Source organism: Pseudomonas sp. BN414, assembly GCF_029871275.1.
In the GTDB taxonomy this organism is placed as follows: domain Bacteria; phylum Pseudomonadota; class Gammaproteobacteria; order Pseudomonadales; family Pseudomonadaceae; genus Metapseudomonas; species Metapseudomonas resinovorans_C.
Genome location: NZ_SSOL01000062.1, coordinates 79361 through 105118, shown reverse-complemented (window position 1 = coordinate 105118; position 25758 = coordinate 79361). Strand labels below are relative to the sequence as shown.

Below are 25758 nucleotides of genomic sequence, written 5' to 3'. Positions count from 1 at the left end.
CATAACTATCATTAACGTCGATGGTAACCATTACCCAGGATCACTTCTTCATCGAAATCACATCAGTAACATGGGCCCCACAGACAAACACCACCCCCAAAACCAAGGTGCCCAAAATGAAAAAGCAAATCCTCGCCAGCCTGTTCTTCGCCAGCCTGTCCGCGTCCGCTTTCGCCCTTTCGGTTGCTGAGGGTGGCGCTGATCGCACCAATGTCCATCGCGTCGCTGAAAGCGGTGCCGAGCGTTCGCAATCCCTGCGGGTTGCTGAAAGTGGTTCCGAGCGTTCCGAGTCCCTGCGGGTTGCCGAAGGTGGCTCCGACCGCACCAAGGCCTTCGATGTCGCTGAAAACGGCTCCGAGCGTTCCGAGTCCCTGCGTGTAGCCGAAGGTGGTGCCGACCGCACCAAGGCTTTCGATGTCGCTGAAAACGGTTCCGAGCGTTCCCAGGCCCTGCGTGTAGCCGAAGGTGGTGCCGACCGCACTGGCGCCAACCGCATCAGCTGATCCCCGGAGCAGTTCAGAGGCAGGCAATCACGATGTATGCACATCCTCGAAAGGCAGAAGGCGCCACTTATGGCGCCTTCAGTCTTTTTGGGGCTTGGAAAAACTTCGCAGGATGAAACGAACCCCAGGATGTCGCTCGGCAATGGGTGATGGGTTTTGCAAGCTCAACCCATCCTACGGGTGAGTCTCATCGCCTCCGACGCTTGTCCCCTTTACTTCACCAGGCTAAGTCGCTTGTCGGTGAACACGCAGATCACCCCCGCCTCGTTGTACATCACCTCGTAATTGAAGTCGCAATACGCCGCCGCCACGCTCAGCGGCAGGGACTGGCTGACGGCCTTGCCCGCCTTGAACCAGGACATCTGACCCGGTTTGCACAGCTTGGCCTCGGCATCGGTGCTGTAAGTGCACAGCACAGCCTGGTCGATGGGCTCTTCTTTCATGCAACCAGCCAGTGGCAGGGCCACGAGGCCGACGAGCGCGAGTTTCTTCAATGGGGACATGGAGAGCTCCGTGTTGGGTCGATCCGCCTCATGCGGACCCGGGACCTTTGATCCATGGCCCCGCGCCGGGTTCCGCAGCTGGATCAGGTATAGCCGGTATAGAGCAACATTCCCCAGGACATCAAGAAAGTCGCCGCCAGCCCGACCAGGTAATAGCCGCCCGCAAGCAACAGCTTGATGGACAGCCGACGGGGTGAATCGTGGATCAGCGGAAGGGCGGAAATGGCCGGCACCAGGAACATGCCGAAGGTGCTCAGGCTCGAGTTGAACAGCCAGTGGATCTGGAAGAACTCGTGGAGAAACTGGGCGAGGAAGATGAACAGGACAGGCGACCAGACAGGGGCGACCAACAGCATGGCCTCCGCTGGATCACGGAAGGGATGTTTCTGCTCGCTATGGACGCCCATTTCGCCCCCGGTTCAGGTGGCCCAAGGTTCTTTTGCAACATTTTGTGTGAGGCTAGCCAACCCTGCTACCAGTGCAAGCCCGCGCCGGCCGTAGCCGACATGCTGCTATCCGACGGCCACGGCCGGCACAGGGTCTATAGTCGATGGAAGTCTTTTTCCGTCGAACGCCGCCACCGGAGACCCGCACATGGACACCAGCCATCACTCCCTCACCGCCCTCTTCGATCAACTCGGCCTGCCCTCCGCAAAGCCCGAAATAGACCGCTTCGTCACCGGGCATCGCCTGGCAGTGGGCCAGGCCTTGCCTGACGCGCCATTCTGGAATACAGCCCAGTCGGCATTCCTGCGCGACGCCCTGCGGGACGACTCCGACTGGACCGAGGAAGCCGACGAACTGGCGGTGCTCCTGAGCAAATAGACGAGATGAAAAAAGGCGGCCACCTGGGCCGCCTCTTTTGCGGGTCGGAATCAGAAATCCTGGACCGCGGGGCGCAGTACCACTTCGTTGATGTCCACGTCGGCGGGCTGCTCAATGGCGTAGGCGATGGCCCGGGCCACGGAATCGGCAGGAATCGCCATCTTGTAGAACTCGCCAACGGCCTGGGTGCTTGCCTGGTGGGAGCTGCCGTGCTTCAGCTCTGAATCCACGGCACCGGGGGAGATCAGCGTCGTACGGATCGAACCATCGACTTCATGGCGCAGCCCTTCGCTGATGGCGCGTACCGCGAATTTGGTGGCGCTGTAGACGGTACCGCCCGGGCTGAACACCTTGATGCCGGCCACCGAGGCGACGTTGATGAAGTGTCCGCCGCCCTGCTTGCGGAACAGCGGGAGCGCCGCCGCAATGCCGTGGAGTACGCCCATGACATTGATATCGAACATGCGCGACCACTCGTCTACCTTGACCTCATCCATGGGGGCGATGGCCATCAACCCGGCGTTGTTCACCAGGACGTCGACGCGACCGAAACGCCGTACCGCGCCGTCGACCAGTCCCGCCACCTGCTCGGCGGATGTGACGTCGGTGGCGATTGCCACGGCCTCGCCGCCGTTGCCTTCGATCTCGGCAACCAGGCCTTGCAGGCGTTCGATCCGACGCGCACCGAGCACCACCTTGGCACCCAGGGACGCCAGGTGGCGGGCGGTGGCCTCACCCAGACCGCTGCTGGCGCCAGTGATGACCACGACCTTGGAGGAAATGTTGTTGCTCATTGAGGCACTCCAGAGAAGCCCGGAATCGGGATGAATCCGGTAACTGGGCGCCAGTATCGGAAAGCGTTCACCGCCAGTGAATGGAATAGTCAGGATTTTGAAATTCCACAGAACGGAACACTGATCATGTTCAACCGCATCGAACTGCTGCGCATTCTCTGCGTAGCTGCCGAATCGCCCAGCTTCCGCGAGGCCGCTACCCGTCTGGGTGCTTCGCCGCAGACGGTGACCCGCGCCATCAAGGACCTGGAAGATCAGTTCGGCGAGCCGCTGTTCCACCGCAGTACGCGCCATGTGCAGATCACGGCCTTTGGTGAGCGGTTCGTCAGCCAGGCCCGGGAAGCCCTCGCCGGACTGGACCAGTTGTTCCAGCAACATGCGGGCAAGCGTGAAGAAGAATTGGCCGGGCGCGTGGGCATCGCCGCGCCGCGCACGGTTGGACGGCGCTTCCTGCTCCCCGTGCTGGCGAAGATCGCCCGCGAGCATCCGCGCATCCACTTCGATATGCGCCTGTCCGACCAGCTCACCGATTCGGTCGAGCAGCAGATCGACCTCGGCGTGCGCATCGGCTTCATCCGCGACCGCCGCTACATCGCCCGTGCCGTGGCCCGGATTCCGCTGCTGGTGGTCGGGGCTCCGGAGTTGCTGCAACGCCAGGGCGTCCCCGAGAGCGTGGACGACCTGCACCAGATGCCCACCACCGCGCTGATCGACAACAACACCGGACGCGTCTGGCCGTGGATGTTCGCCGAGGGAAGGCAGATCCAGCCGGCCAGCCCCGCCTTCTGCACGGACGATCCGGAGAACGAGCTGGAAGCCGTGCTGGCCGGGATCGGCTTCGGCCAGTTACCCAGCTACCTGGTCGACACGCACATCCGCGCCGGTCGCTTGAAGGAAGTGCTCCGGGAAGATGCGCCGCCGCCCTGGGAAATGTTCATTTACCGCCCCCAGCAAGGCCCGGTTTCGCCGCGGGTGCGACTGGTCCACGACCTGCTGGTGGAGCACCTTTCCGATCCCACGTTCGTGCCGCAGGGCTGACGAAACAAGGTGAAGTTGAGCCTATGTAGGAGCGAGCTTGCTCGCGAAAGTCCGTGCGCAAACTGTTCGCGAGCAAGAGCCGTAGGATGGGTGGAGCGGAGCGATACGCATCCTACTTCGCTGCGTTGTGGGGGCGAATTCATTCGCAAGCCGGGCCGAAGGACCTGCACACGCCCCTGCCAGGAGCGCTGCGCGCTACTTCGCGAATGAATTCGCCCCCACAGGTAAAGCGGCTCCGGGCCATCGACAGAAATGATATTCACCATCACGTCCATTCAATTCCGCGCTGGACGGCACGGCGGCACTATCTCTCCATCGGCCTTGCGGCCAACCGGAACGAGATCCACATCATGTCCGCCGACCCGCGAATCAGCGACAACCTGTACCAGGTCACCCACGTGACCCTCGATGAACTCAGCCTGCACTTCGAAACTGAAGTGGTAGTAGGCCTAGACGACGGCACTCTGGCCGTGCGCAAGGCCCCCACTCCGGTGGCCGAGCGCAAGGCCCTGCGCGAGCTGATCTGCGCCGCCCAGGCAGCCTGAATCAGGCCTGCTGAACCTGCCGAGGCAGCGGCAGTTTGTAGATCCTCTGCCCCACCGCCGCGTACAGCGCATTGGCAACCGCTGGCGCGATCGGCGGTACGCCCGGCTCACCGACCCCGCTGGGCGCCTGTGCCGACGGCACGATGTGCACCTCCACCACCGGCATCTCGTTGATCCGCAGCACCTGGAAGTCGTGGAAATTGGACTGCTCCACCACGCCATCCTTCAAGGTGATGGCGCCGTGCAGTGCGGCAGCCAGGCCGTAGCCGATACCACCTTCCATCTGCGCCCGGATCACATCCGGATTCACCGCCTCGCCGCAATCCACTGCGCAGACCACTCTATCCACCTTGTAGCTGCCATCGGCCTTCACCGTCACTTCCGCGACCTGGGCGACGAAGGAGCCGAACGACTCGTGCACGGCGATTCCCCGCCCGCGCTTTTCGCCTTCCGCGCCCGGCTTCAGCGGCTGGTCCCATCCCGCCTTCTGCGCCGCCAGCTCCAGCGCGCCGAGATGACGTGGCTTCTTGCCGAGCAGCCCGTGGCGGTACGCATAAGGGTCCTTGCCAGCGGTCGTGGCCGCCTGATCGATCAGGGTTTCCACGGCATAGGCGGTATGGGTGTGCCCCACAGAGCGCCACCACTGCACTGGCACGCCAATGTCATCCGGCGTATGCAGCTCCACCTGGAGGTTGGGTACTTCGTAGGAGAGATTGGCAGCACCCTCGACCGAGGTATGGTCGATGCCCTCCTTCACCATCGCGCCTTCGAAGGCCGTGCCCTTGAGGATGGATTGCCCCACCACCCGCTGGTGCCAGCCCTGCAACTTGCCCTCCTCGTCCAATGCCAGGCGCGCACGGTGCAGGTAGGCCGGGCGGAAGAAGCCCGCATGCATGTCGTCCTCACGGGTCCAGACCAGCTTCACCGGGACGTCCTGGCCCTTGGCCCGAGCGGCCTTGGCAATGGCAACGGCTTCCAGCAGGTAGTCGGACTGCGGATTGGCCCGGCGCCCGAAACTGCCACCGGCGTAGAGCTGGGTGAGGCTGACATTCTCCACCGGGATGCCCAGGTACTTGGCGATGGCCAACTGATCCACCGTCTGGAACTGCTCGCCGTTCCAGACTTCGCACTGGCCAGCGGAAATCTTCACCAGGCAGTTCATCGGCTCCATGGCGGCATGGGCCAGGTAGGGGAACTCGTAGTCGGCCTCGATCAGCTTGGCCGGTTGCGCCAGGGCTGCGGTGATATCCCCCTGCTTGCCGGCAACATGACCTTCCTTGCCAGCCGCCTCACGGTAGCGGGCGAAGATTTCCTCGCTGCCCAGCTTGAATGCCTTGCTTTCATCCCACTCCACGATGAGCGCGTCTCGGCCCTGGCGTGCCGACCAGGTGTTCTTCGCCAGCACCGCCACGCCGGATCGGCCATGGGGCGTGTCCTTGAACTCCACCACTTCCACCACACCGGGTACGGCCTTGGCCTTGCTCGCGTCCAGCGACTTCAGCACCCCGCCAAAGCGCGGCGGATAGGCGACCACCGCAACCAGCATGCCGGGCAACCTGAAGTCCTGGGTGAAGGTGGCGCTGCCATCGGTCTTGTCGGCGCTGTCCTTGCGGGACAGACGCTCCTTGCCGATCAGGGTGAAGTCCTGCGGCGACTTGAGCGTCACCTCCGCCGGCACGCTCTGGCGCGCCGCCGCATCAGCCAGTTCGCCGAAACCAGCCTTCTTGCCGGAACTCGCATGGCTGACCACGCCCTTGCTCACGGTAATTTCCGCCGCCGGGACCTTCCATTGCTCAGCGGCAGCCGATACCAGCATGGCGCGTGCGCTGGCGCCGGCCTTGCGCATCTGTTCATAGGAATTGGCGATGGCCGAACTGCCGCCCGTTCCCTGCATCGGCCCGAAAGCCAGGTTGTTGTAGAGCGCGGCGTTAGCCGGCGCGCCTTCGACCCGCACCTGGCTCCAGTCAGCATCCAGCTCCTCGGCCAGCAAGGTGGCCAGCCCGGTGTAACTCCCCTGCCCCATCTCGACGTGCTTGGCGAGGATGGTCACAGTGCCGTCCCCGGCAATTCGCACGAAGGCATTGGGCATGAAGGGTTCGGCAGTTGCGGCCAGGGCTTCACCGCCTTTCAGCAAGGGCGCGAAGGCGATGCCCAGCGCAAGGCCGCCGCTGCCCTTTAGGAACGTCCGCCGGCTGACATTGAGGATGCCGCTGGCGGCTCGGGTTTCGGTTTCGAACGTGCCCATGTCGACTCTCCTCAGGCCAGGGTGCCGGCCGCTTCATGGATGGCGGCGCGAATGCGCACGTAGGTGGCACAGCGGCAGATGTTGCCGCTCATCGCTGCATCGATATCGGCGTCGCTGGGTTTGGGATTGCTGCGCAGCAGGGCGGTGGCAGACATGATTTGCCCCGACTGGCAGTAGCCGCACTGCACCACATCGAGGTTGCGCCAGGCGGTCTGCACGGCCTTGCCCACCGGGTCTTCGGCCACCGCTTCGACCGTGGTGACTTTCTTGCCCACCACCAGCGAGACCGGGGTGATGCAGGAACGTGTCGCCTGGCCGTCGATGTGCACGGTGCAGGCACCGCACAGGGCCATGCCGCAGCCGTACTTGGTGCCGGTGAGGTTGGCGACATCGCGCAGCGCCCACAACAGCGGCATATCCGCAGGTACGTCGAGCTCAACGTCCTTGCCGTTAAGGTTCAGGGTAATCATCAGGCGTACCACCTCTGGCTGGATGGTTCAGGGAACCGGCCGGCAAGGCCGAACCGGCATTCGGGAACAAGGCAATGATGGTTCAGACGCCCCGATCGGGGCGGATTCACGCCGACTGGCGCAAGCGTGCGATATCGCGCAGCGGCGGCGCACCGAACAGCCGGCTGTACTCACGACTGAACTGCGATGGGCTCTCGTACCCCACCCGGCCGCCAGCGCTGGCGGCGTCCAGGGCTTCCACCAGCATCAGCCGGCGGGCCTCCTGCAAGCGCAGCTGCTTCTGGAACTGCAGCGGGCTCATGGCCGTCATCGCCTTGAAGTGGTGATGCAGGGCCGAGGTACTCATGTTCACTTCATTGGCCAGCCGCTCGATCTGCAACGGCTGGTGGAAATTCTGCCGCAGCCAGTTCACTGCCCGACCAATGCGATGCCCCTGGGTGCCGCTGCTGGCGATCTGACGCAACTGGCCGCCCAGCTCGCCGCGCAACAGGCGGTAGAGGATTTCCCGACGAATTAGCGGCAACAGCACCGGAATGTCTTCAGGGGTGTCCAGCAGGCGCAACAGGCGCAACACCGCATCCTGCAGGGACGCCGTCAGACCGTTGACCGCCAGGCAGCGCGGACATGGGCGCGGCTCTGGGGCAGGAATATCCAGCTCCATCAGCAGCGCACTGATCTCCTTGGGGTCCAGGGAAAGGCGCAGGCTGAGGAAAGGCACTTCCGGGCTGGCTTCCAGCACCTGGCCAATCACCGGGACGTCGACCGATACGATGAGGAACTGCGACGGCCCGTAGAAATAGGTTTCTTCGCCCAGCAGCACCTTCTTGCGCCCTTGGACGACCAGGCCCAGGGCAGGCTCGTAGAGACAGTGCAGTGGTTCGCTGGGGAGGGAGGTGCGATACACCAGCAGGCCGGGAACGTCCGTTTCATAGGCGCCATCCTGGCTGGCGAATCGTTCAATGAACTGCACCAGCTCCTTCTGTTGGCGCGCAGCCGTATTCGATTCCTGCGCGGCAAGGAATGCATGTGCATTCATGGTTTCGACCCTCGAAGAAGATGGGTCAACTCTACCCATGACAGGCATGGGTAGTCTCGCACCTGGAAGCGGTTCAGGAGAATCAGGCAATAATCCAGCAGAAATCGGCTATCGACCCGGCCGCCTCGCGCGGCACACTGCCCAACATTCCACAACAAGACAGATTCGGGGCGGACCCAAGGGCCCGCCCCGCCTTCCTCAGTCGGCAACCTTCATCACCACACGCCCACCTGCCGGGCAGGTTTCCATGTGACGGTTGGCCTCGACGTAGTCCTCGAACGCGAATACGCGATCAATCGGCGGCTTCAGCAGATGATCACGGGTCATCTGATTGATATGGTCCAGCGCCCGCTTGACCGACGCCTCATTGGTCTCGATACCCAGCTCCGGTGAACCGGTGAAGTCGAGCACGCAATGACGATAGAACTGCAGATGCTTCTTGAACGCGGCGCAAGCCGGGAACGCGGTGTCGTTGCCGCCATTGCAGCCATATACGACCAGCTTGCCGCGCTGTGCGGCGACGTCGCCCAGGAGCTTCATCTGCTGGCCGGCGCACTGGTCCAGGACCACTTCGACGCCCTTGCCCTGGGTGAAACGCTCGACCTCAAGGACCAGGTCCTGCTCTTCGGTGACGATGATCTTGTCGGCACCCAGCGCTTTGATGAAGGCGCGGCTTTCCGGATAACTGGTGGACGCGATCACCTTGGCACCCAGGGCCTTGGCCAGTTGCACCGTCTGCGGAGCCAGGCAGTGGCCGGCTTCGGTGACCAGGACATGCTGGCCCGGCTTCAGGCCGCCCAAGTCGACGAGGGCGAAATAGGCCATCAGCAGCGGCGTGTAGTGGATGCTGGCTTCCTCCGGCGTCAACGCGTCGGGATAGGCCACCAGGCCGTTACGCGGCATCAGCACCAGATCGCCCCAAGCCGGATGATGGCTCGGCGTGCTGGCCGGGAAGCTGGCAACCGGCGTACCGGGGGTCAGGTCGTCAACGCCTTCGCCCACGGCTTCCACGATGCCGGCCATCTCCGAACCAAGGCCAGAAGGTAGCTGGGCAGCCTGCTCGGCAGCCAGGTTCTGCCGCCAGAGCACGTCCCTCCAGCCCACACCCAGAGCCTGGGTGCGTACCAGAACTTCGCCCGGACCCGGAACGGGAGTGGGCAGCTCGTCCAGTGTGAGGACCTCAGGGCCCCCGAACTGGTGAAAACGGATCATGCGGGACATCACATACCTCGCCTTTTGACTCTTCATAGCCACGGACTCTATCCGGGCTTTATCCACAAAACCACCCGCGGCCATTGATAGTTGTCATAAACGGCGATGATGTGAGCCTTGACGACCGGTCGTGGGAATTGCACCTTTCACACATTAATTACGGATGATTCCATGAACCGGAACGACCTGCGAAGAGTTGACCTCAACCTTCTTATCGTGTTCGAAACGCTCATGCATGAGCGGAGCGTGACGCGTGCGGCAGAAAAGCTGTTCCTTGGCCAGCCGGCCATCAGTGCAGCGCTGGCCCGCCTGCGGACGCTGTTCGACGACCCGCTGTTCGTCCGCACCGGCCGCAGCATGGAGCCGTCGGCACGGGCCATGGAGATCTTCGCCCTGCTCTCCCCCGCGCTGGACTCGATTTCCACCGCTGTCAGCCGCGCCGCCGACTTCGATCCGGCCACCAGTAATGCGGTATTCCGCATCGGCCTGTCGGACGACGTGGAGTTCGCCCTGCTCCCCGCCCTGCTCCGCCGCCTGCGCGCCGAAGCGCCCGGCGTGGTGCTGGTAGTGCGGCGCACCAACTATCTATTAATGCCCAACCTGCTGGCCTCCGGCGAAATCTCCGTGGGCGTCAGCTACACCGACGAACTGCCGGCCAACGCCAAGCGCAAGACCCTGCGCCGTTCCAAGCCCAAGCTGTTGCGCGCCGACACCGTGCCTGGCGCCCTGAGCGTCGACGACTATTGCGAACGGCCCCACGCCCTGGTGTCCTTCGCCGGCGATCTGGGTGGCTTCGTCGACGAAGAACTGGCCAAGGTCGGCAAAACCCGCAAGGTGGTCCTGGCCGTGCCCCAGTTCAATGGCCTGGGCACCCTGCTCGCCGGTACCGACCTGGTGGCGATGGTCCCGGACTACACCGCCGCGGCCCTGACCGCCGCCGGTGGTCTACGCGCCGAAGACCCGCCCCTGCCGGTCCAGTCCTTCGAGCTGTCCATGGCCTGGCGCGGCGCCCAGGACAACGACCCCGCCGAACGCTGGCTGCGCTCGCGCATCCAGATGTATTGCGGTGATCCGGATAGCCTGGAATAGCCCAACGACACCACGTACCTGCTTTTCCGTGGGGGCGAATTCATTCGCTAAGGGCTGCGCAGCAGCCCCTCTGGTCAGGCAGGGCAGTCCTGCGGACTGCATAGCGAATGAATTCGCCCCCACAATGTTCCCACCTCTACTTTCCCGCTGATCAACAAATCCATAACCCCGCCCTGATCAATCACTTCCAGTGATATTCATCTTCAGGGTGTTTGATTCGTCTGGTCGAAACCCAGCAAGCAGACTCCGCCCATTCATAAAACCAATTGGCGGAGCTGTCCCATGGAAGCAACTCACAAGAATCTCTGGCGTTACCCACTGACCCTCGCGGCAGCGGTAGTGCTGGTCGCCTGTGGCAAGGCACCGGACGCCGCGCTTTCACATGCTGCGCCCAAGGTCAGCGTCGCCGAGGTGATCGAACAGCCGCTCAACGAATGGGACGAGTTCACCGGCCGCCTGGAGGCCCCGGAATCCGTCGAGATCCGTCCGCGCGTTTCCGGCTACATCGACCGCGTGGCCTTCGATGAAGGCAGCCTGGTGAAGAAAGGCGACCTGCTGTTCCAGATCGACCCGCGCCCCTTCGAGGCCGAGGTCAAGCGCCTGGAAGCCCAACTGCAACAGGCCCGCGCCAACCAGAACCGTGCCGCCAACGAAGCCCGTCGCGGCGAGCGTCTGCGCCAGACCAACGCCATCTCCGCCGAACTGGCCGATGCCCGCACCACTGCCGCTGTCGAAGCCCAGGCCGCCGTTGCCGCCACCCAGGCCGAACTCGACAACGCCAAGCTCAACCTCAGCTTCACCCGCGTGACCGCGCCCATCGATGGCCGCGTCAGCCGTGCCGAAATCACCGAAGGCAACCTGGTCAACGCCAGCCAGTCGCTGCTGACTTCGGTGGTGTCCACCGACAAGGTCTACGCCTACTTCGACGCCGACGAGCGCGCCTTCCTCAAGTACGTGGAACTGGCCCGCAAGACCGGTACCGACACCCGTGCCGCCAGCCCCGTCTACATGGGTCTGTCCAGCGAAACCGGCAACCCGCACCTGGGCCAGCTGGACTTCCTCGACAACCAGGTCAACCCGCGCACCGGCACCATCCGTGGCCGCGCCGTGTTCGACAACAAGGACGGCCGCTTCACCCCCGGCCTCTATGCCCGCATCAAGCTGGTCGGCAGCGAGACCTACCCCGCCGCGCTGGTCAAGGACGAAGCCATCGGCACCGACCTGGGCAAGAAGTTCGTCTTGGTACTGGGTGACGATAACAAGGTGAGTTACCGCTCCATCGAACTGGGGCCGAAGCTGGAAGGCCTGCGCATCATCCGCACCGGCCTGGCCAAGGGCGAGAAGATCGTGGTCAACGGCCTGCAACGCGCCATGCCGGGAGCCCCGGTGGAGCCGCAGTCGGTGCCCATGGCCGACGAGGCCACCCTCGACCAGCTGGCACGCCTGCGCCAGTCCGTGGAAGAGCGCAACGCCCCGCGCGTTGCCGAGCAGAACGCCAAACCTTCCGTCGGTCCGCGGGGCTGAGGTAGCACGTCATGAATTTCTCCCAGTTCTTCATCCTGCGGCCGATTTTCGCCGCCGTGCTGTCCCTGCTGATCCTGATCGGCGGCGCCATCTCGTTGTTCCAGCTGCCCATCAGCGAATACCCCGAAGTGGTTCCGCCGACCGTGGTCGTACGCGCCAGCTTCCCCGGCGCCAACCCCAAGGTGATCGGTGAAACCGTCGCCTCGCCGCTGGAACAGGCCATCGTCGGCGTGGAAGGCATGCTCTACATGTCCTCCCAGGCCACGGCGGACGGCAAGCTGACCCTGACCATCACCTTCGCCCTGGGTACCGACCTGGACAACGCGCAGGTGCAGGTGCAGAACCGCGTGACCCGTACCGAGCCCAAGCTGCCGGAGGAAGTCACCCGGATCGGCATCACGGTGGACAAGGCCTCGCCCGACCTGACCATGGTCGTGCACCTGACCTCGCCGGATAACCGCTACGACATGCTCTACCTGTCCAACTACGCCGCGCTCAACGTCAAGGACGAGCTGGCGCGCCTGGACGGCGTGGGCGACGTGCAGCTGTTCGGCATGGGCGATTACTCCCTGCGTGTGTGGCTGGACCCGAACAAGGTGGCCTCGCGCAACCTCACCGCCACCGACGTGGTCAACGCCATCCGCGAGCAGAACCGCCAGGTCGCCGCCGGTGCCCTCGGGGCGCCGCCATCCAATGCCGGCAACAGCTTCCAGCTCTCGATCAATACCCAGGGCCGCCTGGTCACCGAGGAAGAGTTCGAGAACATCATCATCCGTGCCGGTGACGACGGCGAGATCACTCGCCTGAAGGACATCGCCCGTGTCGAGCTGGGTTCCAACCAGTACGCCCTGCGTTCGCTGCTGAACAACCAGCCGGCCGTGGCCATTCCGGTGTTCCAGCGCCCCGGCTCCAACGCCATCGAAATCTCCGATGCCGTCCGGGCGCGCATGGCCGAGCTGAAACAGAGCTTCCCCCAGGGCATGGACTACGAAATCGTCTATGACCCGACCATCTTCGTTCGCGGCTCCATCGAGGCGGTGGTCCACACCCTGCTCGAAGCCATCGTGCTCGTGGTCCTGGTGGTGATCCTGTTCCTGCAGACCTGGCGTGCCTCGATCATCCCGCTGGCCGCCGTGCCCGTGTCGCTGATCGGCACCTTCGCGGTGATGCACCTGTTCGGTTTCTCGCTCAACGCGCTGTCGCTGTTCGGCCTGGTGCTGGCCATCGGCATCGTGGTGGACGACGCCATCGTGGTGGTGGAAAACGTCGAACGGAACATCGGCCTCGGCAAATCGCCCATCGATGCGACCCGCCAGGCCATGAAGGAAGTGACCGGCCCGATCATCGCCACCGCCCTCGTGCTGTGCGCCGTGTTCGTACCCACCGCCTTCATTTCCGGCCTCACCGGGCAGTTCTACCAACAGTTCGCGCTGACCATCGCCATCTCCACGGTGATCTCCGCCTTCAACTCGCTGACCCTGTCTCCGGCCCTGGCCGCCGTGCTGCTGAAAGACCACCACGCACCGAAAGACCGCTTCTCCCGCGTGCTCGACAAACTGTTCGGCGGCTGGCTGTTCGGCCCGTTCAACCGCATGTTCGAGCGTGCCGGTGGTGGCTATGTCCGCACCGTGCGTCGCGTCCTGCGTGGCAGCAGCATCGCCATGCTGGTCTATGGCGGCCTGCTGGTGCTCGGCTACCTGGGCTTCTCCAGCACCCCGACCGGCTTCGTGCCGCAACAGGACAAGCAGTACCTGGTGGCCTTCGCGCAACTGCCGGACGCCGCCACCCTCGACCGCACCGAGGCCGTGATCAAGCGCATGTCCGAGATCGCCTCCAAGCACCCGGGCGTGGAGAACACCGTGGCCTTCCCCGGCCTGTCCATCAACGGTTTCACCAACAGCCCGAACAGCGGCATCGTGTTCACCCCGCTCAAGCCCTTCGATGAGCGCAAGGACCCGTCCATGTCCGCTGGCGCCATCGCGGCCGAGCTGAACAAGCAGTTCGCCGACATCCAGGATGCCTACATCGCCATATTCCCGCCGCCCCCGGTACAGGGTCTCGGCACCATCGGCGGCTTCCGCCTGCAGGTCGAAGACCGTGGCAACCTGGGCTACGAGGAGCTGTACAAGCAGACCCAGAACATCATCGCCAAGGCGCGCCAACTGCCGGAGCTGAACCCCATGTCGGTGTTCACCAGCTACCAGGTCAACGTGCCGCAGGTGGATGCCGCCATTGACCGCGAGAAGGCCAAGACCCACGGCGTGGCCATCAGCGACATCTTCGACACCATGCAGGTGTACCTGGGTTCGCTGTACGCCAACGACTTCAACCGCTTCGGCCGCACCTACCAGGTCAACGTCCAGTCCGACCAGCAATTCCGCCTGGAGCCCGAGCAGATCGGCCAACTGAAGGTGCGCAACAACCGTGGCGAGATGATCCCGCTGTCCACCTTCGTCAAGGTGGAGAACAGCGCAGGTCCCGACCGCGTAATGCACTACAACGGCTTCATCACCGCCGAGATCAACGGCGCTGCCGCCCCCGGCTACAGCTCCGGCCAGGCTGAAGCGGCAATCGGCAAGCTGCTTGACGAAGAGCTGCCCAACGGCATGACCTACGAGTGGACCGACCTGACCTTCCAGCAGATCCTCGCTGGCAATACCGCGGTGTTCATCTTCCCGCTCTGCGTGCTGCTGGCCTTCCTGGTGCTGGCCGCCCAGTACGAGAGCTGGAGCCTGCCGCTGGCGGTGATCCTGATCGTGCCGACGGTGCTGTTCTCCGCCATCACCGGAGTGATCCTGGCCGGTAGCGACAACAACATCTTCACCCAGATCGGCCTGATCGTACTGGTGGGCCTGGCGTGCAAGAACGCCATCCTCATCGTCGAGTTTGCCAAGGAGAAACAGGAAGAAGGCCTGGACCGCGTCGCCGCCGTCCTGGAAGCCTGCCGTCTGCGTCTGCGCCCGATCCTGATGACCTCCATCGCCTTCATCATGGGTGTGGTGCCCCTGGTGCTGTCCTCCGGTGCTGGCGCCGAAATGCGCCATGCCATGGGCGTAGCGGTGTTCAGCGGGATGATCGGCGTGACCTTCTTCGGCCTGCTGCTGACCCCGGTGTTCTATGTCCTGATCCGCGGCTTCGTCGAGAAAGGCGAAGCCCGCAAGGCCGCCCGCGCCGAGAAACTGAAGGAAGCCCACGCATGATGTACAAGGCTTTTGCCCCTGCCCTGCTGGCCCTGGCGCTCTCCGCCTGTGCCGTGGGCCCGGACTACAAGGCCCCGGAAAGCGATCCCGCGCGGCTCGCCTCCTCCGAGGGTGTGAAGGTCGATCGCACCCGCTTCGAGAGCGTCTGGTGGCAGCAATTCGACGACCCGGCGCTGAATCAGCTGGTGCAGCAGTCGCTCCAGGAAAACCGCGAGCTGCGCGTGGCCTTCGCCCGCCTCAAGGCCGCCCGCGCCATCCGCGATGACGTCGGCAACGACCAGTTCCCAGTGGTTACCGCCGGTGCCAGCGCCGAGATCGGCAAGGGCCAGCAACCGGGCGTGACCGAAGAGCGGGTCAACAACGAGCGTTACGACCTGGGTCTGAACATGGCCTGGGAACTGGACCTGTTCGGTCGCATCCAGCGCCAGATCGAAGCCAGCGAAGCGGAAACCGACGCCGCCCAGGCCGACCTGCAACAGCTGCAGGTGAGCCTGATCGCAGAACTGGTGGACGCCTACGGCAACCTGCGCGGCGCCCAACTGCGTGAACGCATCGCCCGCGAGAACCTGGAAAACCAGAAGGAATCCCGTGGCCTGACCGAGCAACTGCGTGATGCTGGCGTCGGCAGCGAACTGGACGTGCTGCGTGCCGATGGTCGCCTAGCGGCCACCGAAGCCAGCGTGCCGCAGCTGCAGGCCGAGGAAGCCCGCGCGCGCAACCGCATCGCCACCCTGCTCGGCCAGCGTCCGGAACAACTGACCGTAGACCTCTCGCCCAAGCCGCTGCCGGTGATCGCCAAGGCGTTGCCCATCGGCGACCCTGCCGAGTTGCTGCGCCGCCGTCCGGACGTGCGCTCGGCGGAACGCCAACTGGCCGCGGCTACCGCTGGCGTGGGCGTGGCCACCGCTGACCTGTTCCCGCGTGTGAGCCTGTCGGGCTTCCTCGGTTTCACCGCCGGACGCGGTTCGCAGATCGGCTCGTCCGCCGCCCGCGCCTGGGCCGTGGCACCAACCATTTCCTGGGCCGCCTTTGACCTCGGCAGCGTTCGGGCTCAGATCCGCGCCTCCGAAGCCGCCGCCGAGGGCGCGCTGGCCAGCTACGAGCAGCAAGTGCTGCTGGCCCTGGAAGAGTCGGAGAACGCCTTCAGCGATTACGGCAAGCGCCAGGAGCGGCTGGTGTCCCTGGTTCGCCAGTCGGAAGCCACCCGCGCCGCCGCTGAACAGGCCGCAACCCGCTATCGCGAAGGCACCGTGGACTTCCTCGTGCTGCTGGACGCCGAACGCGAGCGCCTGGCCGCCGAAGACGCCCAGGCCCTGGCCGAAGTCGAGGTCTATCGCGGCATCGTCGCCATCTACAAGGCCCTTGGCGGCGGCTGGCAACCCCAGGCGTGAACCTTTCCTCCCTTGTCCGGCCTCCCCCGGCCGGCAATTTCACCCCGCGGGTCTGAGCTCCTCGCCGCGGGCTTTTTTTCCTGCTCTGCGTGGCTGCCCACCGGAGCCTACTAATCGTGCCAAGGACGGCGGCAACGAATTCGGAGTCTGGCTCTGGATACTCAACCCCTAGATCTCGACAGGAGACTATCCATGAAAACCCTTATCACCACTGCCACCCTGCTTGCCGTAGCCCTTTCCGCCGGTTCCGCAATGGCCTCTGGCGGCGGCGACCGCGTTATCAAGCGCTACGAGAGCCGCCTGGCCCAGGTGGAGCAGCAGAAAAGCAAAGCCCAGGAAGAAGTCGCGCAGCAGAAGGAACTCGCCGAAAAAGCGAAACGTGGCTAAGCCACAGGGACGGGGCGGGATTACCTGCCCCATCCCACTGCCTCTGGCATCAAGCGTGATGGCTGCCATCGACACGCTTGCCTCTGCGACAATCGCCGGCTAGCGTCATGCCGACCGCCGACGAAGCCCACCCATGCCCACCGACGCCCAGATCCTCGCCGCCATAGACACCGCCTTCGGCGACTGCCGGCGCCCGGAGCACTTCACCAACTTCCAGCACTGCTGCGAATGCGCAGAACACGACGCGCTGCTGTGCAGTCGTGACCGCGAAACACTGCAACACGCGGATGTCGGCAATGCCGGTTGGGACCCCATCTGTTTCTGCTCGCCCGAAGGCATCGCCTACTACTTTCCTGCCCTGGCGCGCTTCGCGTTGGCCGAGCCTGTGCCGGAAATAGACTGGTACGGCTGGCAGATGGTTTTCCATCTCGACTACAGCGGCGCGGAAAACGCTTTCTTCCTGCATTGCTCACCGGTTCAGCACCGGGCCGTGGCCAGCTTGCTCGCGCATCTGCTCGATACCCGTACCACGCTGCTGGAGATGGACGCCGACGCCGCTCTTCGCGCCCACGGCGTCTGGTCGCGCTGAACGTCAGACCACTGGGGTACGACGGTTCTGCGACCTGACTGCCTGTTTGCGCCGCGCCACCAGCGTCTTGGCCGCCGTCATGTGGATGGGCCCACCCTGGTAGGTCGGCAAATCACGGGATACCCAATCGATCCCCCGGTCATGCCAGTGCACCTCACCCGCCTCCAGTTTCATGTCCCGCTGCAATTCCCGGATCACCTGGCGCACACGCGCATCGCTATAGAAGGCCTCGTTGTCGATGGCCTTGCTGAACGACTCGCCGTCTTCTCCGGTCAACGTGAGCAACAGTGAGCCGTCTGGTCGCGGCTTCACGTCGACCTGATGCTGCGGGAAGGCGTCATAGAAGGCAGTGAATGGCAGCTTCATGCGGAACACTCCTGTGGGGCCGTCGTTTTCGGACCCTGTTCCCTGCAGTCGCCATGCCTGTTCGCCGCCTTCGACAATTTCCTTGGGAATCAGGCATATGGAACGAAAGCGAAGCGCTGTTGGCGGGTGACTTGCACGATCCCCTTTCCAAGCTCCGTGCAAGTTGCACGCTCTCAACGCATCCAAACTCGCACGTTCGTCGCTTGACCGGCGCGTCTGATCCTGCGAAAAGGCTGCGCGCAAACGGCCGGACCCGGTCAACGAACCAAGGAGCACATCCCCATGAGTGACGAACTGCAGATAACCGATATCCAGCTGGGCGACGGCAAGGAAGTGGTCAAGGGCGCCCTGATCACCACCCAATACCGTGGCACCCTGGAAGACGGCACAGAGTTCGATTCCTCCTACAGCCGTGGCAAGCCCTTCCAGTGCGTGATTGGTACCGGCCGTGTGATCAAGGGCTGGGACATTGGCCTGATGGGCATGAAAGTCGGCGGCAAACGCCAGCTCTTCGTCCCGGCTCACCTCGCTTATGGCGAGCGCCAGGTTGGCGCGCATATCAAGCCGAACTCCAACCTCTGCTTCGAAATCGAGTTGCTGGAAGTCCTGACCCGCGACGATTGATCAACCAATCCGTGGGGATGGGCTGCCGTACGTAGGTTGCGGCTGAGCGAAGCGAAGCCCAACGAGCGATCCTGATCCGTCTATACCCATGCGGCACCGACGATGGGTATCGCGGGCTCGCGGAACGCCGCCCGACCCATCCTACCTGGCTGATTCAATCGCGCGCCGAGCCCCACCCGTAGGAGCGAGCTTGCTCGCGAATGCTGATCGAAGTCTGGCAAGGCGGCCAGCCACAGGCTTGTGGCCTGGGCCCGCCGCCGGAACCGCAGGTTATGGGAGATGAATCGCCCGGCAATCGTGTCACCGGAGGGCGGCAGGATACCGGGCGAATCTGTCACCAGGCTGTCAGCTGGCCTGGGGCATCTCGCCACGGGCCAGGCGCTTGTTGATGTCGTAGATCACCGCCGGCAGCTCGGCGATGGTGTCGATCAGGTAGTGCGGACGGGAGCCTTCGAACATCTGGCCGATGCGCGCGCGCTCCTGGTCCAGCTTGTCTTTCGGCACGGCCTTGAACTGTTCGTAGGTCAGGCCCAGGGCGTTGCCCGAGCAGGTCAGGGCCACGGTCCACATGCCGGCGCTGCGGCCTTCGAGGATGCCCGGCCAGGTGTCGTCCACCTTCACGCAGGCGGCCACGTCGTCAATGCCGAGGGCGATCACATTGGCCAGGGACTGCGCCGGGTGCGGACGGCCGTTGGGCACTTCGTCGGTGGCCACCACATGGTCCGGCGTGTAGCCATTCTCGCGGGCCAGCTCCACCACCTTGGCCATCACCACTGCCGGGTAGCCGGAGCAGGTCCCGATCTTCAGGCCCTTGTCGCGCAGGGTGGCGATGGCGTCGAGCGCACCGGGGATCAGCGCCGAGTGCAGGCCGATCTTCTCGATCTGCAGCGGCATGAAGCGCTCGTAGATGGCGGTGACGTCATCATCCGTAGGCAGGCGGCCGAAGGCGGCGCGGTAGCGTTCGGCGATGGCCGGGATGTCGCAGAGGGTGCGGATGTGGTCCCACTTGCCCATGCCCATCGGGCCGCGGGCTTCTTCCAGGGAGACGGCGACGCCGAACTCGCCAAAGGCCTCGACGAAGATCTGGGTCGGCGCGAAGGAGCCGAAGTCGACGACGGTACCGGCCCAGTCGAGGATGACGGCTTGCAGTTGGGTGGGTTGCTTATAGTCCATGGTGGATCTCCAGTTTCAGGGATGAGAGGGGCTGCTCCGCGCCGGTGGGCGGGAGTCATGACGTTGCTGATCGGAGCAGGTGGAATCAGGGAGGTGGTGCGTCAGGCTGCGCGTTGGAATCGAACAGCTCGTTGATCATCGGTCGGTTGCGACGGATGCCCAGGCAGCACAGGTAGTAGTCGATGTGGAACGGGTGGTCGACGAAGGTGATGGGCCGCGTCCCGGGTGTCTGCGCGTATTCCACCGCCGACACGAAGCCGATACCGATGCCTTGGGCGATGGCGTGGACGATGGCTTCGCGGCTGTTGAGCTGCATTGCGCAATCGAGTTCCACACCACGCCTGTGGCATTCTTCCTCCACCAGTTGGCGAGTCCGCGAGGCGCGTTCGCGCAGTACCAGTCGCTGGCCGCTGATTTCCTCGACGCGCACCTGCTCCTGGCTGGCCCAGGGGTGATCGTCGCGAACCACGGCGATGATCGGATAACTGCGATAGAGCTGTGTGTTGAGGCGCTGATCGAACTCCGACAGGGCCAGGATGGCGACGTCGATATCGAAGTTGTACAGCCGCTCCAGCGTCTCGCCTTCGGTGTTGAAGGAGGTCTCCAGCTCGATGTCCGGATAGCGCTGCATCAGTTGATAGGTCAGGCTCATGGCGATCGGCGGCGACACCGCACCGAGGCGCAGCATGCCCGCCTTGCGTTGCTTGAAGCTCTGCAGCAGTTGCACCGCTTCGCTCTCCTGGCCGAACAGGCCCTGGGTAATCGCATAAAGCTCGCGGCCCGCCGCACTCAGTTCGATGAAGCGGCCACGGCGATGGAAGAGTTCCACGGAGAATTGCTTCTCCAGCGAGCTGACCTGCTCGCTCACCGTGGGCTGGCCGACGCACAGGTACTCCGCCGCAAGCGTGAAGCTGCCTGTCCGGGCCACGGCGTGAAAGGAACGGAGCCACTTGTGGTACTGGTACATGAAGAGTTCCAGGCGTCGGCCAATGGGTGGAAGTAAGGGTCAGCGCCGCACGAACAGTGCGACCAGGGCACTGCTGAGGCAGGCGGCAGTGACCACGATGAAGATAAGCGAAGTATTCCCGCTGATGTCCAACAGACGCCCGATAAGCGGCTCGGCCAGGCCCGCGAACAGGTAGGACGAGAAGTTCATCACGCCGGTCGCGGTCCCCGCCCGCTTGGCGCCCACCAGGTCCGGGCACAGCGCCCAGAAGCTGGATGCCGGGCCGTAGACGAAGAAACCACAGAGGAACAGCGCCACCAGGCCGATGGTGCTATGGGCCGGCAGGCTCCACATCCACAGGCTGGTGGCGGCGCCCAGCACCATGTACAGCATGATCGCCAGGTAGCGTTTGGAGCCGAACAGCTTGTCCGAGACCCAGCCGTTGCTCAGCGCGCCCACCGCCATACCCACCGGCAGCGCCACGGTGATCCACTTCGGATCGATCCAGCCGTCGCCGCCGCTCTTCCAGTCGGCACCGAGGAAATGCACCGGCACCCAGACGATCAGGCCGTAGCGGGCGGCATTCTGGAAGCCCAGGGAAACGGCGGCGATGATCAGCTTGGCGTTCTTCAGCACCGCCTTGTAACGCTGTGCGGAGGTTTCCACCTCGCCCTGCGCCGCTTCCTGGCCCTTGTCGTCGGCGTTGGCCACACCGGTGTCGGCCAGCGGCTCGAAACCCAGGTCCTGCGGGCGCTCACGGGCGATCAGGAAGAACAGGACGCCGCCGGCCAGCATCAGCAGCACCGGTAGACGGAAGATCCAGCGCCACTCCAGATGCAGCACTTCGATCACGACGATGGACGTGACATAGGACAGGATCGAGGCGCAGCCGGCAGCGAACACATAAAAGCCATAGACCTTGCCGCGCTCCGACACGCCCCACCAGTTCGACAGCAGCCGGCTGCCCGGCGCCCAGCCAAGAGCCTGGAAGTAGCCGTTGATGCCCCAGGGCAGGATCAGACTCATGAACCCGCCAGCGAAACTGGTGACCCAGTTGGCGCCACAGGACAGTACCGCCCCCAGGCTCATGATGCGGCGACCACCGAACTTGTCGGCGAGGTTGCCGTTGATGGCCTGGCCGATGGCGTAGGTCCAGAGCATGGCGGTGGAGACCCAGCCAAGGGTTTCCTTGCTCAGGCCGAACTCGGCCTGCATGCCGGGAATGGCGAAACCGAAGGTCTGCCGGCCGGTGTAGAAGAACAGGTAGCAGAACATCGCCGCCAACAGCATGCGCCACTGGGCTACACGGAACGAAGGCGAATGGGGCATCGTCAAGCCAGACAGGGTATCTGCACGATTCATGGTGTTTTCCTTTTGTACGGTCCTCCGGTCAAGCCGGGGGCGGCACTCTTTTTCGGTGCAACAGGAAAGGTGCGGCCTAAGCCGCGCTCAGGTCGGGGAGACAGGTCCCTAGGCGGCTTGGGAACCGATGAAGTTCTTCCCGCGTGCGCCCTGCATGGCGAACTCGATGATCGCCTCGGCTTCCCTCGCAGTCACGCCGTAATCGCCGAATTCGGTTTTCACATCGAGGCTGTGGAGGAACTCCCGCAGGCGCGCCTGGGCCTTGCGCAGGTCAGGCCCGAAGACCCGTTGCAGGGTGCGGTCGCGGGCTTCGTCACGGCCCCAGGCCAGGCCCAGCACCAGCGGCAGGGTGAAGGAACAGGCGATGCCGTGGGGCAGCCCATAGCGCAGGGTCATCTCGTAGGAAATGGAATGGGCCAGCGCGGTCTTGGTATTGGAGAACGCCATGCCGGCCTTGAGTGCCGCCAGGGCCATGCGCGAACGCAATTCCCGGTTGGCAAGGTCACGGCGCAACTGCGGCAGGCAGTCGAGGATGTCCTCGATGGCGGAGACGGCGAAGGTGTCCGAAAGCGGGTTGGCGTTCACGTTCCAGATCGACTCCAGCGCGTGGGACAGCGCGTCCAGGCCGGTGGACACGGTGACCCCCGCCGGAACCGTCAGCATCAGCTCCGGGTCGACGATGGCGACCTTCGGCCAGGTGCACTCCAAGTGCAGGGAGTACTTCTTCTGGTTGCCCGCATCCCAGATGGTCGCCCAGGGCGTCACTTCACTCCCGGTGCCGGCGGTGGTGGGCGCGGCTATCAGCGACTTGGCGCGGGCCGGCACGAAGGCCTGGCCGGTGGACAGCAGCCCCAGCAGCTCGTCGAAGCTGCCGGACTCGGTGCCGACGATCAGCGCCTTGGCGGTGTCGATGGCACTACCGCCACCGACGGCGATGACCGTCTGGCAGTCAGCCGCTTCACGCCAGAAGCGTTCGTAGGTATGGCGCAGCTGCGCGACGTCCGGGTTGGGCTGGACGTCCTCCACCACGTGCACCAGGCGCTCGCCCAGCAGCAGTTGGAGGCGACCCAGCAAACCCAGGGGGCGTGCCTCGGGGAAGATCACCAGGGCGACCTTCTGGTTCTCGGTGAGGGACGCGAGATCACGGAGGCTGCCGCAGCCGAAACGCGTATCGACCGGATTATGGAAACGGGCAGTCATGGTGGCTCCTTTCTTGTTGTTGTCGGAAGGTGGGTGCATGGTCAGCCCTGCCCGACAACGGCTCAAATCGATTAATTGCAGGCGTGCATCGGCCAGGCCGATAGAGAAGCGCAGGCCTCGGCCGGCCGCGCCGGAGAGGTCCGGGCGGCGGCGAATAAGGTCAGATCAGTGGGAGGCGCCGCGCTGGATGGCGTTGCGCAGGCGGCTGGATGCCGTGTCGGCGAGGATCACCATGAGGGTGATCACGATGATGCAGGTCGCGGTTTCCTGGTACTTGAACAGCTTGAGGCTGCTGACCAGCTCGAAGCCGAGACCGCCGGCCCCGACCATGCCGAGCACCGTGGCCGAACGCAGGTTGACCTCGAAGCGATAGAGCACCACGGCGATCCACGCGGTGATCACCTGAGGCAACACACCGAAGACGATTACCTGCAACGGCCTTGCACCGGTGGCCTGGAGTGCTTCGATGGGGCCCTGGTCGATCTCTTCGATGCTCTCGGCGAAGAACTTGCCGAGCATCCCCAGCCCGTGCAGCGCCAGGGCCAGCACGCCGGGGAACGGCCCCAGGCCCACCGCCGAGACGAACACCAGGGCGAGAATCAGTTCGTTGATGCTGCGGGTCAGGTTGAGGAATTGCCGAGTGACGCCGTAGAGCAGGCGATTTCGCGTGAGGTTGCGCGCGGCCAGGAACGACAGCGGGATGGCCAGCAGCACACCGAGCAGCGTGCCCCAGATGGCGATCTGCACGGTTTCCAGCGCGGGAGCGATCAGCCTCGGGAGGATGCTGAAATCCGGCGGCATGGTACGCCCGAGGAAGTCGCCTATCTGCGGCAGGCCGGCAGCCAGCTCGCCGAGGCTGAGCTGCGCGCCGGTGGCGCTCCAGTGCAGCACCAGGATCACCGCCAGCACCAGGGCGCCGGTGCCGAGCCAGCCACGGCCGCCCTGCGGCAGGTCCACGGTCCAGGTGTAGTTGTTTCGTTGCATGGTCAACCCTCCAACCCGGCGGCATAGCGCAACTGCGCACGCCCGGAACCGTGCAGTTCCTCGGGTTCCGGCGCCTGGCCGGGATAGATGCGTTGCAGGTCGGCTTCGGTCAGGCTCGCGCCGTCGCCATCGAACATCAGCCGGCCATGGGCCAGGCCGACGATGCGGTCGCCGAACTCGCGGGCGTAATCCACCTGGTGCAGATTGCAGACCACGGTGATGCCCAGCTCGCGGCTGGCATCGCGCAGGTATTGCAGCACCAGGCGTGCGGTCTTCGGATCAAGGCTGGCAACCGGCTCGTCGGCGAGGATCACCCTGGGCCGCTGGGCCAATGCACGGGCGATGCCCACTCGCTGCTTCTGCCCGCCGGACAGCGCGTCGGTGCGCTCATGGGCCTTGTGCGCCAGCTCGACCCTTTTGAGGCAGTCCATCGCCAAAGCCAGGTCCTCGCGACGGAACAGTTGCAGCACGGACGCCAGCGTAGGCACCGATCCGAGCCGGCCGGTCAGCACGTTCTTCAGTACCGACAGCCTGGGCACCACGTTGTGGTGCTGGAAGATCATCGCGACCTGGCGGCGCAGGTCGCGGGTATCGCGACAACCGATGGCGTCGATCCCGGCCACTTCCAGGCTGCCGGAGTCCGCCTGCACCAGGCGATTCATACAGCGCAGCAAGGTCGACTTGCCGGCGCCGGACTGGCCCAGGATCACCACGAACTCCCCTGCCGCGATATCCAGGTCGATACCGCGCAGCACGGCATTGCGGCCGTACTGCTTGGTCAGTTGGCGAACCCGGATCATTTCATGCTCCGTAGGTCGAGATCGAGGACCTTGGCGGTTTCGCGGACCACGCCATAGGCCGCGTCGTTGGTGGGCTGGAAGCCGTCGAGCTGACCCTGGTCGCCCCACGGCAGGTCCTTGATCGAGGCCAGCGCAGCAGCCACCTTCTGCTTCAGCGCCGGGTCCATGTCCTTGCGCCAGACCATCGGGGACTCGGGGATCGGGCGGGAGGTCCAGACCACCTGGAAGTCGTCCTGCTTCACCAGGCCTTTGGCAACCGCGCCGGCGAGGATGCGATCGGCCACGGCGGCGGCGTCCACCTTGTTGTTCTCCACTGCGAGGATGCTGGCGTCGTGGGAGCCAGAGAAGATCACCCGCGAGAACAGCTTGTCCGGCTCGTAGCCCGCCTGCTCCAGGCCTGCCTTGGGGAACAGATGGCCCGATGCCGAACTGGGGTCGACGAAGGCGAAGGTGTGGCCCTGGAGGTCGGCAAGGTTGCGGATGCCGCTGTCCTTGCGCGCCAGGATCAGGCTCTTGTAGGCGCTCTGTCCGGTCTTCTTGGTGACCGCAACGGAGAAGGCTTCGACATCCGCCACTGTGGTGGCGAGCACGTAAGAGAACGGGCCGAGGTAGGCCACATCCAGCTTGCCGGCACGCAGGGCTTCGATAATGCCGTTGTAGTCGGTGGCGACGAAGGGTTCCACCGGCATGCCGAGCTGGCTTTCGAGGCGGTCGAGCACCTGTTTGCTGGACTCGATCATGGCCTGGGAGTCTTCCGAGGGGATCAGGCCGATGGTCAGCTTGTCGGCGGCCTGGGCGGAGGTGGCGGCGACCAGCGGGAGCAGGACGATACCGGCGACCCGGAGGAACTTGGCGAGGTTTTTCATGGCATTCCCAGCGGTTGTGGTTGGAATGGGCACAGGCTAGGAAGGTCACGTGACAGTCATACGATCAATTCAATATGGGTTTCGAC

Annotated in this window: 26 protein-coding genes; 11 read left to right on the top strand and 15 right to left on the bottom strand. The window is 64.3% G+C overall.

What is annotated here, in order from left to right; genetic code table 11:
- The first annotated feature begins 116 nt into the window (after positions 1–116).
- The gene (locus E8E95_RS12570) at positions 117–503 is read left to right on the top strand and encodes a hypothetical protein (protein ID WP_280347458.1); all 387 of its coding nucleotides are present in this window, start codon (positions 117–119) and stop codon (positions 501–503) included.
- A 212-nt stretch (positions 504–715) separates the two neighbouring features.
- Here the strand turns inward: E8E95_RS12570 and E8E95_RS12565 are convergent, their stop codons facing one another.
- Both E8E95_RS12565 and E8E95_RS12560 read right to left on the bottom strand, forming a co-directional pair.
- Positions 716–1006, bottom strand: coding sequence for a hypothetical protein (locus tag E8E95_RS12565; protein WP_280350547.1), 291 nt, complete (start codon positions 1004–1006; stop codon positions 716–718).
- A gap of 83 nt (positions 1007–1089) precedes the next feature.
- Positions 1090–1413, bottom strand: coding sequence for a hypothetical protein (locus E8E95_RS12560; RefSeq protein ID WP_077524376.1), 324 nt, complete (start codon positions 1411–1413; stop codon positions 1090–1092).
- A 187-nt stretch (positions 1414–1600) separates the two neighbouring features.
- Between E8E95_RS12560 and E8E95_RS12555 the strand changes: the two genes are divergently transcribed.
- Positions 1601–1831, top strand: coding sequence for a DUF2789 domain-containing protein (locus tag E8E95_RS12555; protein ID WP_280350544.1), 231 nt, complete (start codon positions 1601–1603; stop codon positions 1829–1831).
- Positions 1832–1881: 50 nt separating this feature from the next.
- On the opposite strand, the gene E8E95_RS12550 is transcribed toward E8E95_RS12555, so the two are convergent.
- Complete coding sequence (locus tag E8E95_RS12550; RefSeq protein ID WP_280350542.1) at positions 1882–2625, bottom strand: SDR family oxidoreductase; 744 nt, start codon at positions 2623–2625, stop codon at positions 1882–1884.
- Positions 2626–2751: 126 nt separating this feature from the next.
- On the opposite strand from E8E95_RS12550, the gene E8E95_RS12545 reads away from it, so the two are divergent.
- Both E8E95_RS12545 and ptrC read left to right on the top strand, forming a co-directional pair.
- The gene (locus E8E95_RS12545; RefSeq protein ID WP_280350540.1) at positions 2752–3663 is read left to right on the top strand and encodes a LysR family transcriptional regulator; all 912 of its coding nucleotides are present in this window, start codon (positions 2752–2754) and stop codon (positions 3661–3663) included.
- 350 nt (positions 3664–4013) lie between these two features.
- Positions 4014–4208, top strand: a complete 195-nt coding sequence (gene ptrC / locus E8E95_RS12540; protein WP_280350538.1) for a type III secretion system co-regulatory protein PtrC — start codon at positions 4014–4016, stop codon at positions 4206–4208.
- A 1-nt stretch (position 4209) separates the two neighbouring features.
- On the opposite strand, the gene E8E95_RS12535 is transcribed toward ptrC, so the two are convergent.
- The 4 genes from E8E95_RS12535 to E8E95_RS12520 form a co-directional block, all read right to left on the bottom strand.
- Positions 4210–6453, bottom strand: a complete 2244-nt coding sequence (locus E8E95_RS12535; RefSeq protein WP_280350536.1) for a xanthine dehydrogenase family protein molybdopterin-binding subunit — start codon at positions 6451–6453, stop codon at positions 4210–4212.
- Positions 6454–6464: 11 nt separating this feature from the next.
- Complete coding sequence (locus tag E8E95_RS12530) at positions 6465–6923, bottom strand: (2Fe-2S)-binding protein (RefSeq protein WP_179059053.1); 459 nt, start codon at positions 6921–6923, stop codon at positions 6465–6467.
- 106 nt (positions 6924–7029) lie between these two features.
- Positions 7030–7959, bottom strand: a complete 930-nt coding sequence (locus E8E95_RS12525) for an AraC family transcriptional regulator (RefSeq protein WP_280350533.1) — start codon at positions 7957–7959, stop codon at positions 7030–7032.
- 198 nt (positions 7960–8157) lie between these two features.
- Positions 8158–9180 carry a zinc-dependent alcohol dehydrogenase family protein gene (locus tag E8E95_RS12520; RefSeq protein WP_280350531.1) on the bottom strand — a complete coding sequence of 341 codons (1023 nt, stop codon included), beginning with the start codon at positions 9178–9180 and terminating at the stop codon, positions 8158–8160.
- A 162-nt stretch (positions 9181–9342) separates the two neighbouring features.
- Between E8E95_RS12520 and E8E95_RS12515 the strand changes: the two genes are divergently transcribed.
- From E8E95_RS12515 to E8E95_RS12490, 6 genes are all read left to right on the top strand, one after another.
- Positions 9343–10260 carry a LysR family transcriptional regulator gene (locus E8E95_RS12515; RefSeq protein ID WP_280350528.1) on the top strand — a complete coding sequence of 306 codons (918 nt, stop codon included), beginning with the start codon at positions 9343–9345 and terminating at the stop codon, positions 10258–10260.
- Between the two features lie 282 nt (positions 10261–10542).
- Positions 10543–11784 carry a multidrug efflux RND transporter periplasmic adaptor subunit MexE gene (gene mexE, locus E8E95_RS12510; RefSeq protein WP_280350526.1) on the top strand — a complete coding sequence of 414 codons (1242 nt, stop codon included), beginning with the start codon at positions 10543–10545 and terminating at the stop codon, positions 11782–11784.
- An 11-nt stretch (positions 11785–11795) separates the two neighbouring features.
- Complete coding sequence (locus tag E8E95_RS12505; RefSeq protein ID WP_280350523.1) at positions 11796–14984, top strand: efflux RND transporter permease subunit; 3189 nt, start codon at positions 11796–11798, stop codon at positions 14982–14984.
- Positions 14981–16375, top strand: a complete 1395-nt coding sequence (locus E8E95_RS12500; RefSeq protein WP_280350521.1) for a TolC family protein — start codon at positions 14981–14983, stop codon at positions 16373–16375. The genes E8E95_RS12505 and E8E95_RS12500 overlap by 4 nt, the downstream gene beginning before the upstream one ends.
- Positions 16376–16567: 192 nt before the next feature.
- Complete coding sequence (locus E8E95_RS12495) at positions 16568–16762, top strand: hypothetical protein (RefSeq protein ID WP_280350519.1); 195 nt, start codon at positions 16568–16570, stop codon at positions 16760–16762.
- A gap of 133 nt (positions 16763–16895) precedes the next feature.
- Positions 16896–17351, top strand: a complete 456-nt coding sequence (locus tag E8E95_RS12490) for a hypothetical protein (RefSeq protein ID WP_280350516.1) — start codon at positions 16896–16898, stop codon at positions 17349–17351.
- Between the two features lie 3 nt (positions 17352–17354).
- On the opposite strand, the gene E8E95_RS12485 is transcribed toward E8E95_RS12490, so the two are convergent.
- Entirely contained in the window at positions 17355–17717 is a 363-nt protein-coding gene (locus E8E95_RS12485) for a DUF3509 domain-containing protein (protein WP_280350514.1), read from the bottom strand.
- A 282-nt stretch (positions 17718–17999) separates the two neighbouring features.
- Here E8E95_RS12485 and E8E95_RS12480 point away from each other — a divergent pair, with 282 nt between their 5' ends.
- Positions 18000–18341 carry an FKBP-type peptidyl-prolyl cis-trans isomerase gene (locus E8E95_RS12480; protein WP_280350513.1) on the top strand — a complete coding sequence of 114 codons (342 nt, stop codon included), beginning with the start codon at positions 18000–18002 and terminating at the stop codon, positions 18339–18341.
- A 345-nt stretch (positions 18342–18686) separates the two neighbouring features.
- On the opposite strand, the gene phnX is transcribed toward E8E95_RS12480, so the two are convergent.
- The 7 genes from phnX to phnD all read right to left on the bottom strand — a co-directional run bounded on the left by phnX (position 18687) and on the right by phnD (position 25672).
- Positions 18687–19514, bottom strand: coding sequence for a phosphonoacetaldehyde hydrolase (gene phnX, locus E8E95_RS12475; RefSeq protein ID WP_280350512.1), 828 nt, complete (start codon positions 19512–19514; stop codon positions 18687–18689).
- Between the two features lie 85 nt (positions 19515–19599).
- A complete protein-coding gene (locus tag E8E95_RS12470; protein WP_280350509.1) occupies positions 19600–20481 on the bottom strand; it encodes a LysR substrate-binding domain-containing protein in 882 nt (293 codons plus the stop codon).
- 39 nt (positions 20482–20520) lie between these two features.
- Positions 20521–21822, bottom strand: a complete 1302-nt coding sequence (locus E8E95_RS12465) for an MFS transporter (RefSeq protein ID WP_280350507.1) — start codon at positions 21820–21822, stop codon at positions 20521–20523.
- A 108-nt stretch (positions 21823–21930) separates the two neighbouring features.
- On the bottom strand, positions 21931–23022 hold the full coding sequence (gene psrA / locus E8E95_RS12460; RefSeq protein ID WP_280350505.1) for an iron-containing alcohol dehydrogenase PsrA: 1092 nt from the start codon (positions 23020–23022) through the stop codon (positions 21931–21933).
- A gap of 165 nt (positions 23023–23187) precedes the next feature.
- Positions 23188–24006, bottom strand: a complete 819-nt coding sequence (gene phnE / locus E8E95_RS12455) for a phosphonate ABC transporter, permease protein PhnE (protein ID WP_280350503.1) — start codon at positions 24004–24006, stop codon at positions 23188–23190.
- 2 nt (positions 24007–24008) lie between these two features.
- Complete coding sequence (gene phnC / locus E8E95_RS12450; RefSeq protein ID WP_280350501.1) at positions 24009–24806, bottom strand: phosphonate ABC transporter ATP-binding protein; 798 nt, start codon at positions 24804–24806, stop codon at positions 24009–24011.
- Positions 24803–25672: a phosphonate ABC transporter substrate-binding protein gene (gene phnD / locus E8E95_RS12445; protein ID WP_280350499.1), complete on the bottom strand. Its 870-nt coding sequence runs from the start codon at positions 25670–25672 to the stop codon at positions 24803–24805. Before phnD ends, phnC begins: the two co-directional genes overlap by 4 nt.
- Between the last annotated feature and the right edge of the window lie 86 nt (positions 25673–25758).

Bases quoted from the DNA above. Each gene is read 5' to 3' on its own strand.
- E8E95_RS12495 (WP_280350519.1), top strand. From the start codon at position 16,568: ATGAAAACCCTTATCACCACTGCCACCCTGCTTGCCGTAGCCCTTTCC.
- E8E95_RS12535 (WP_280350536.1), bottom strand. From the start codon at position 6,453: ATGGGCACGTTCGAAACCGAAACCCGAGCCGCCAGCGGCATCCTCAAT.
- E8E95_RS12565 (WP_280350547.1), bottom strand. From the start codon at position 1,006: ATGTCCCCATTGAAGAAACTCGCGCTCGTCGGCCTCGTGGCCCTGCCA.
- E8E95_RS12485 (WP_280350514.1), bottom strand. From the start codon at position 17,717: ATGAAGCTGCCATTCACTGCCTTCTATGACGCCTTCCCGCAGCATCAG.
- E8E95_RS12545 (WP_280350540.1), top strand. From the start codon at position 2,752: ATGTTCAACCGCATCGAACTGCTGCGCATTCTCTGCGTAGCTGCCGAA.
- phnX (WP_280350512.1), bottom strand. From the start codon at position 19,514: ATGGACTATAAGCAACCCACCCAACTGCAAGCCGTCATCCTCGACTGG.
- E8E95_RS12480 (WP_280350513.1), top strand. From the start codon at position 18,000: ATGAGTGACGAACTGCAGATAACCGATATCCAGCTGGGCGACGGCAAG.
- E8E95_RS12465 (WP_280350507.1), bottom strand. From the start codon at position 21,822: ATGAATCGTGCAGATACCCTGTCTGGCTTGACGATGCCCCATTCGCCT.
- E8E95_RS12500 (WP_280350521.1), top strand. From the start codon at position 14,981: ATGATGTACAAGGCTTTTGCCCCTGCCCTGCTGGCCCTGGCGCTCTCC.
- ptrC (WP_280350538.1), top strand. From the start codon at position 4,014: ATGTCCGCCGACCCGCGAATCAGCGACAACCTGTACCAGGTCACCCAC.
- E8E95_RS12530 (WP_179059053.1), bottom strand. From the start codon at position 6,923: ATGATTACCCTGAACCTTAACGGCAAGGACGTTGAGCTCGACGTACCT.
- psrA (WP_280350505.1), bottom strand. From the start codon at position 23,022: ATGACTGCCCGTTTCCATAATCCGGTCGATACGCGTTTCGGCTGCGGC.
- E8E95_RS12560 (WP_077524376.1), bottom strand. From the start codon at position 1,413: ATGGGCGTCCATAGCGAGCAGAAACATCCCTTCCGTGATCCAGCGGAG.
- phnD (WP_280350499.1), bottom strand. From the start codon at position 25,672: ATGAAAAACCTCGCCAAGTTCCTCCGGGTCGCCGGTATCGTCCTGCTC.
- E8E95_RS12520 (WP_280350531.1), bottom strand. From the start codon at position 9,180: ATGTCCCGCATGATCCGTTTTCACCAGTTCGGGGGCCCTGAGGTCCTC.
- E8E95_RS12490 (WP_280350516.1), top strand. From the start codon at position 16,896: ATGCCCACCGACGCCCAGATCCTCGCCGCCATAGACACCGCCTTCGGC.
- E8E95_RS12505 (WP_280350523.1), top strand. From the start codon at position 11,796: ATGAATTTCTCCCAGTTCTTCATCCTGCGGCCGATTTTCGCCGCCGTG.
- E8E95_RS12515 (WP_280350528.1), top strand. From the start codon at position 9,343: ATGAACCGGAACGACCTGCGAAGAGTTGACCTCAACCTTCTTATCGTG.
- E8E95_RS12570 (WP_280347458.1), top strand. From the start codon at position 117: ATGAAAAAGCAAATCCTCGCCAGCCTGTTCTTCGCCAGCCTGTCCGCG.
- E8E95_RS12550 (WP_280350542.1), bottom strand. From the start codon at position 2,625: ATGAGCAACAACATTTCCTCCAAGGTCGTGGTCATCACTGGCGCCAGC.
- mexE (WP_280350526.1), top strand. From the start codon at position 10,543: ATGGAAGCAACTCACAAGAATCTCTGGCGTTACCCACTGACCCTCGCG.
- phnC (WP_280350501.1), bottom strand. From the start codon at position 24,806: ATGATCCGGGTTCGCCAACTGACCAAGCAGTACGGCCGCAATGCCGTG.
- E8E95_RS12525 (WP_280350533.1), bottom strand. From the start codon at position 7,959: ATGAATGCACATGCATTCCTTGCCGCGCAGGAATCGAATACGGCTGCG.
- phnE (WP_280350503.1), bottom strand. From the start codon at position 24,006: ATGCAACGAAACAACTACACCTGGACCGTGGACCTGCCGCAGGGCGGC.
- E8E95_RS12470 (WP_280350509.1), bottom strand. From the start codon at position 20,481: ATGTACCAGTACCACAAGTGGCTCCGTTCCTTTCACGCCGTGGCCCGG.
- E8E95_RS12555 (WP_280350544.1), top strand. From the start codon at position 1,601: ATGGACACCAGCCATCACTCCCTCACCGCCCTCTTCGATCAACTCGGC.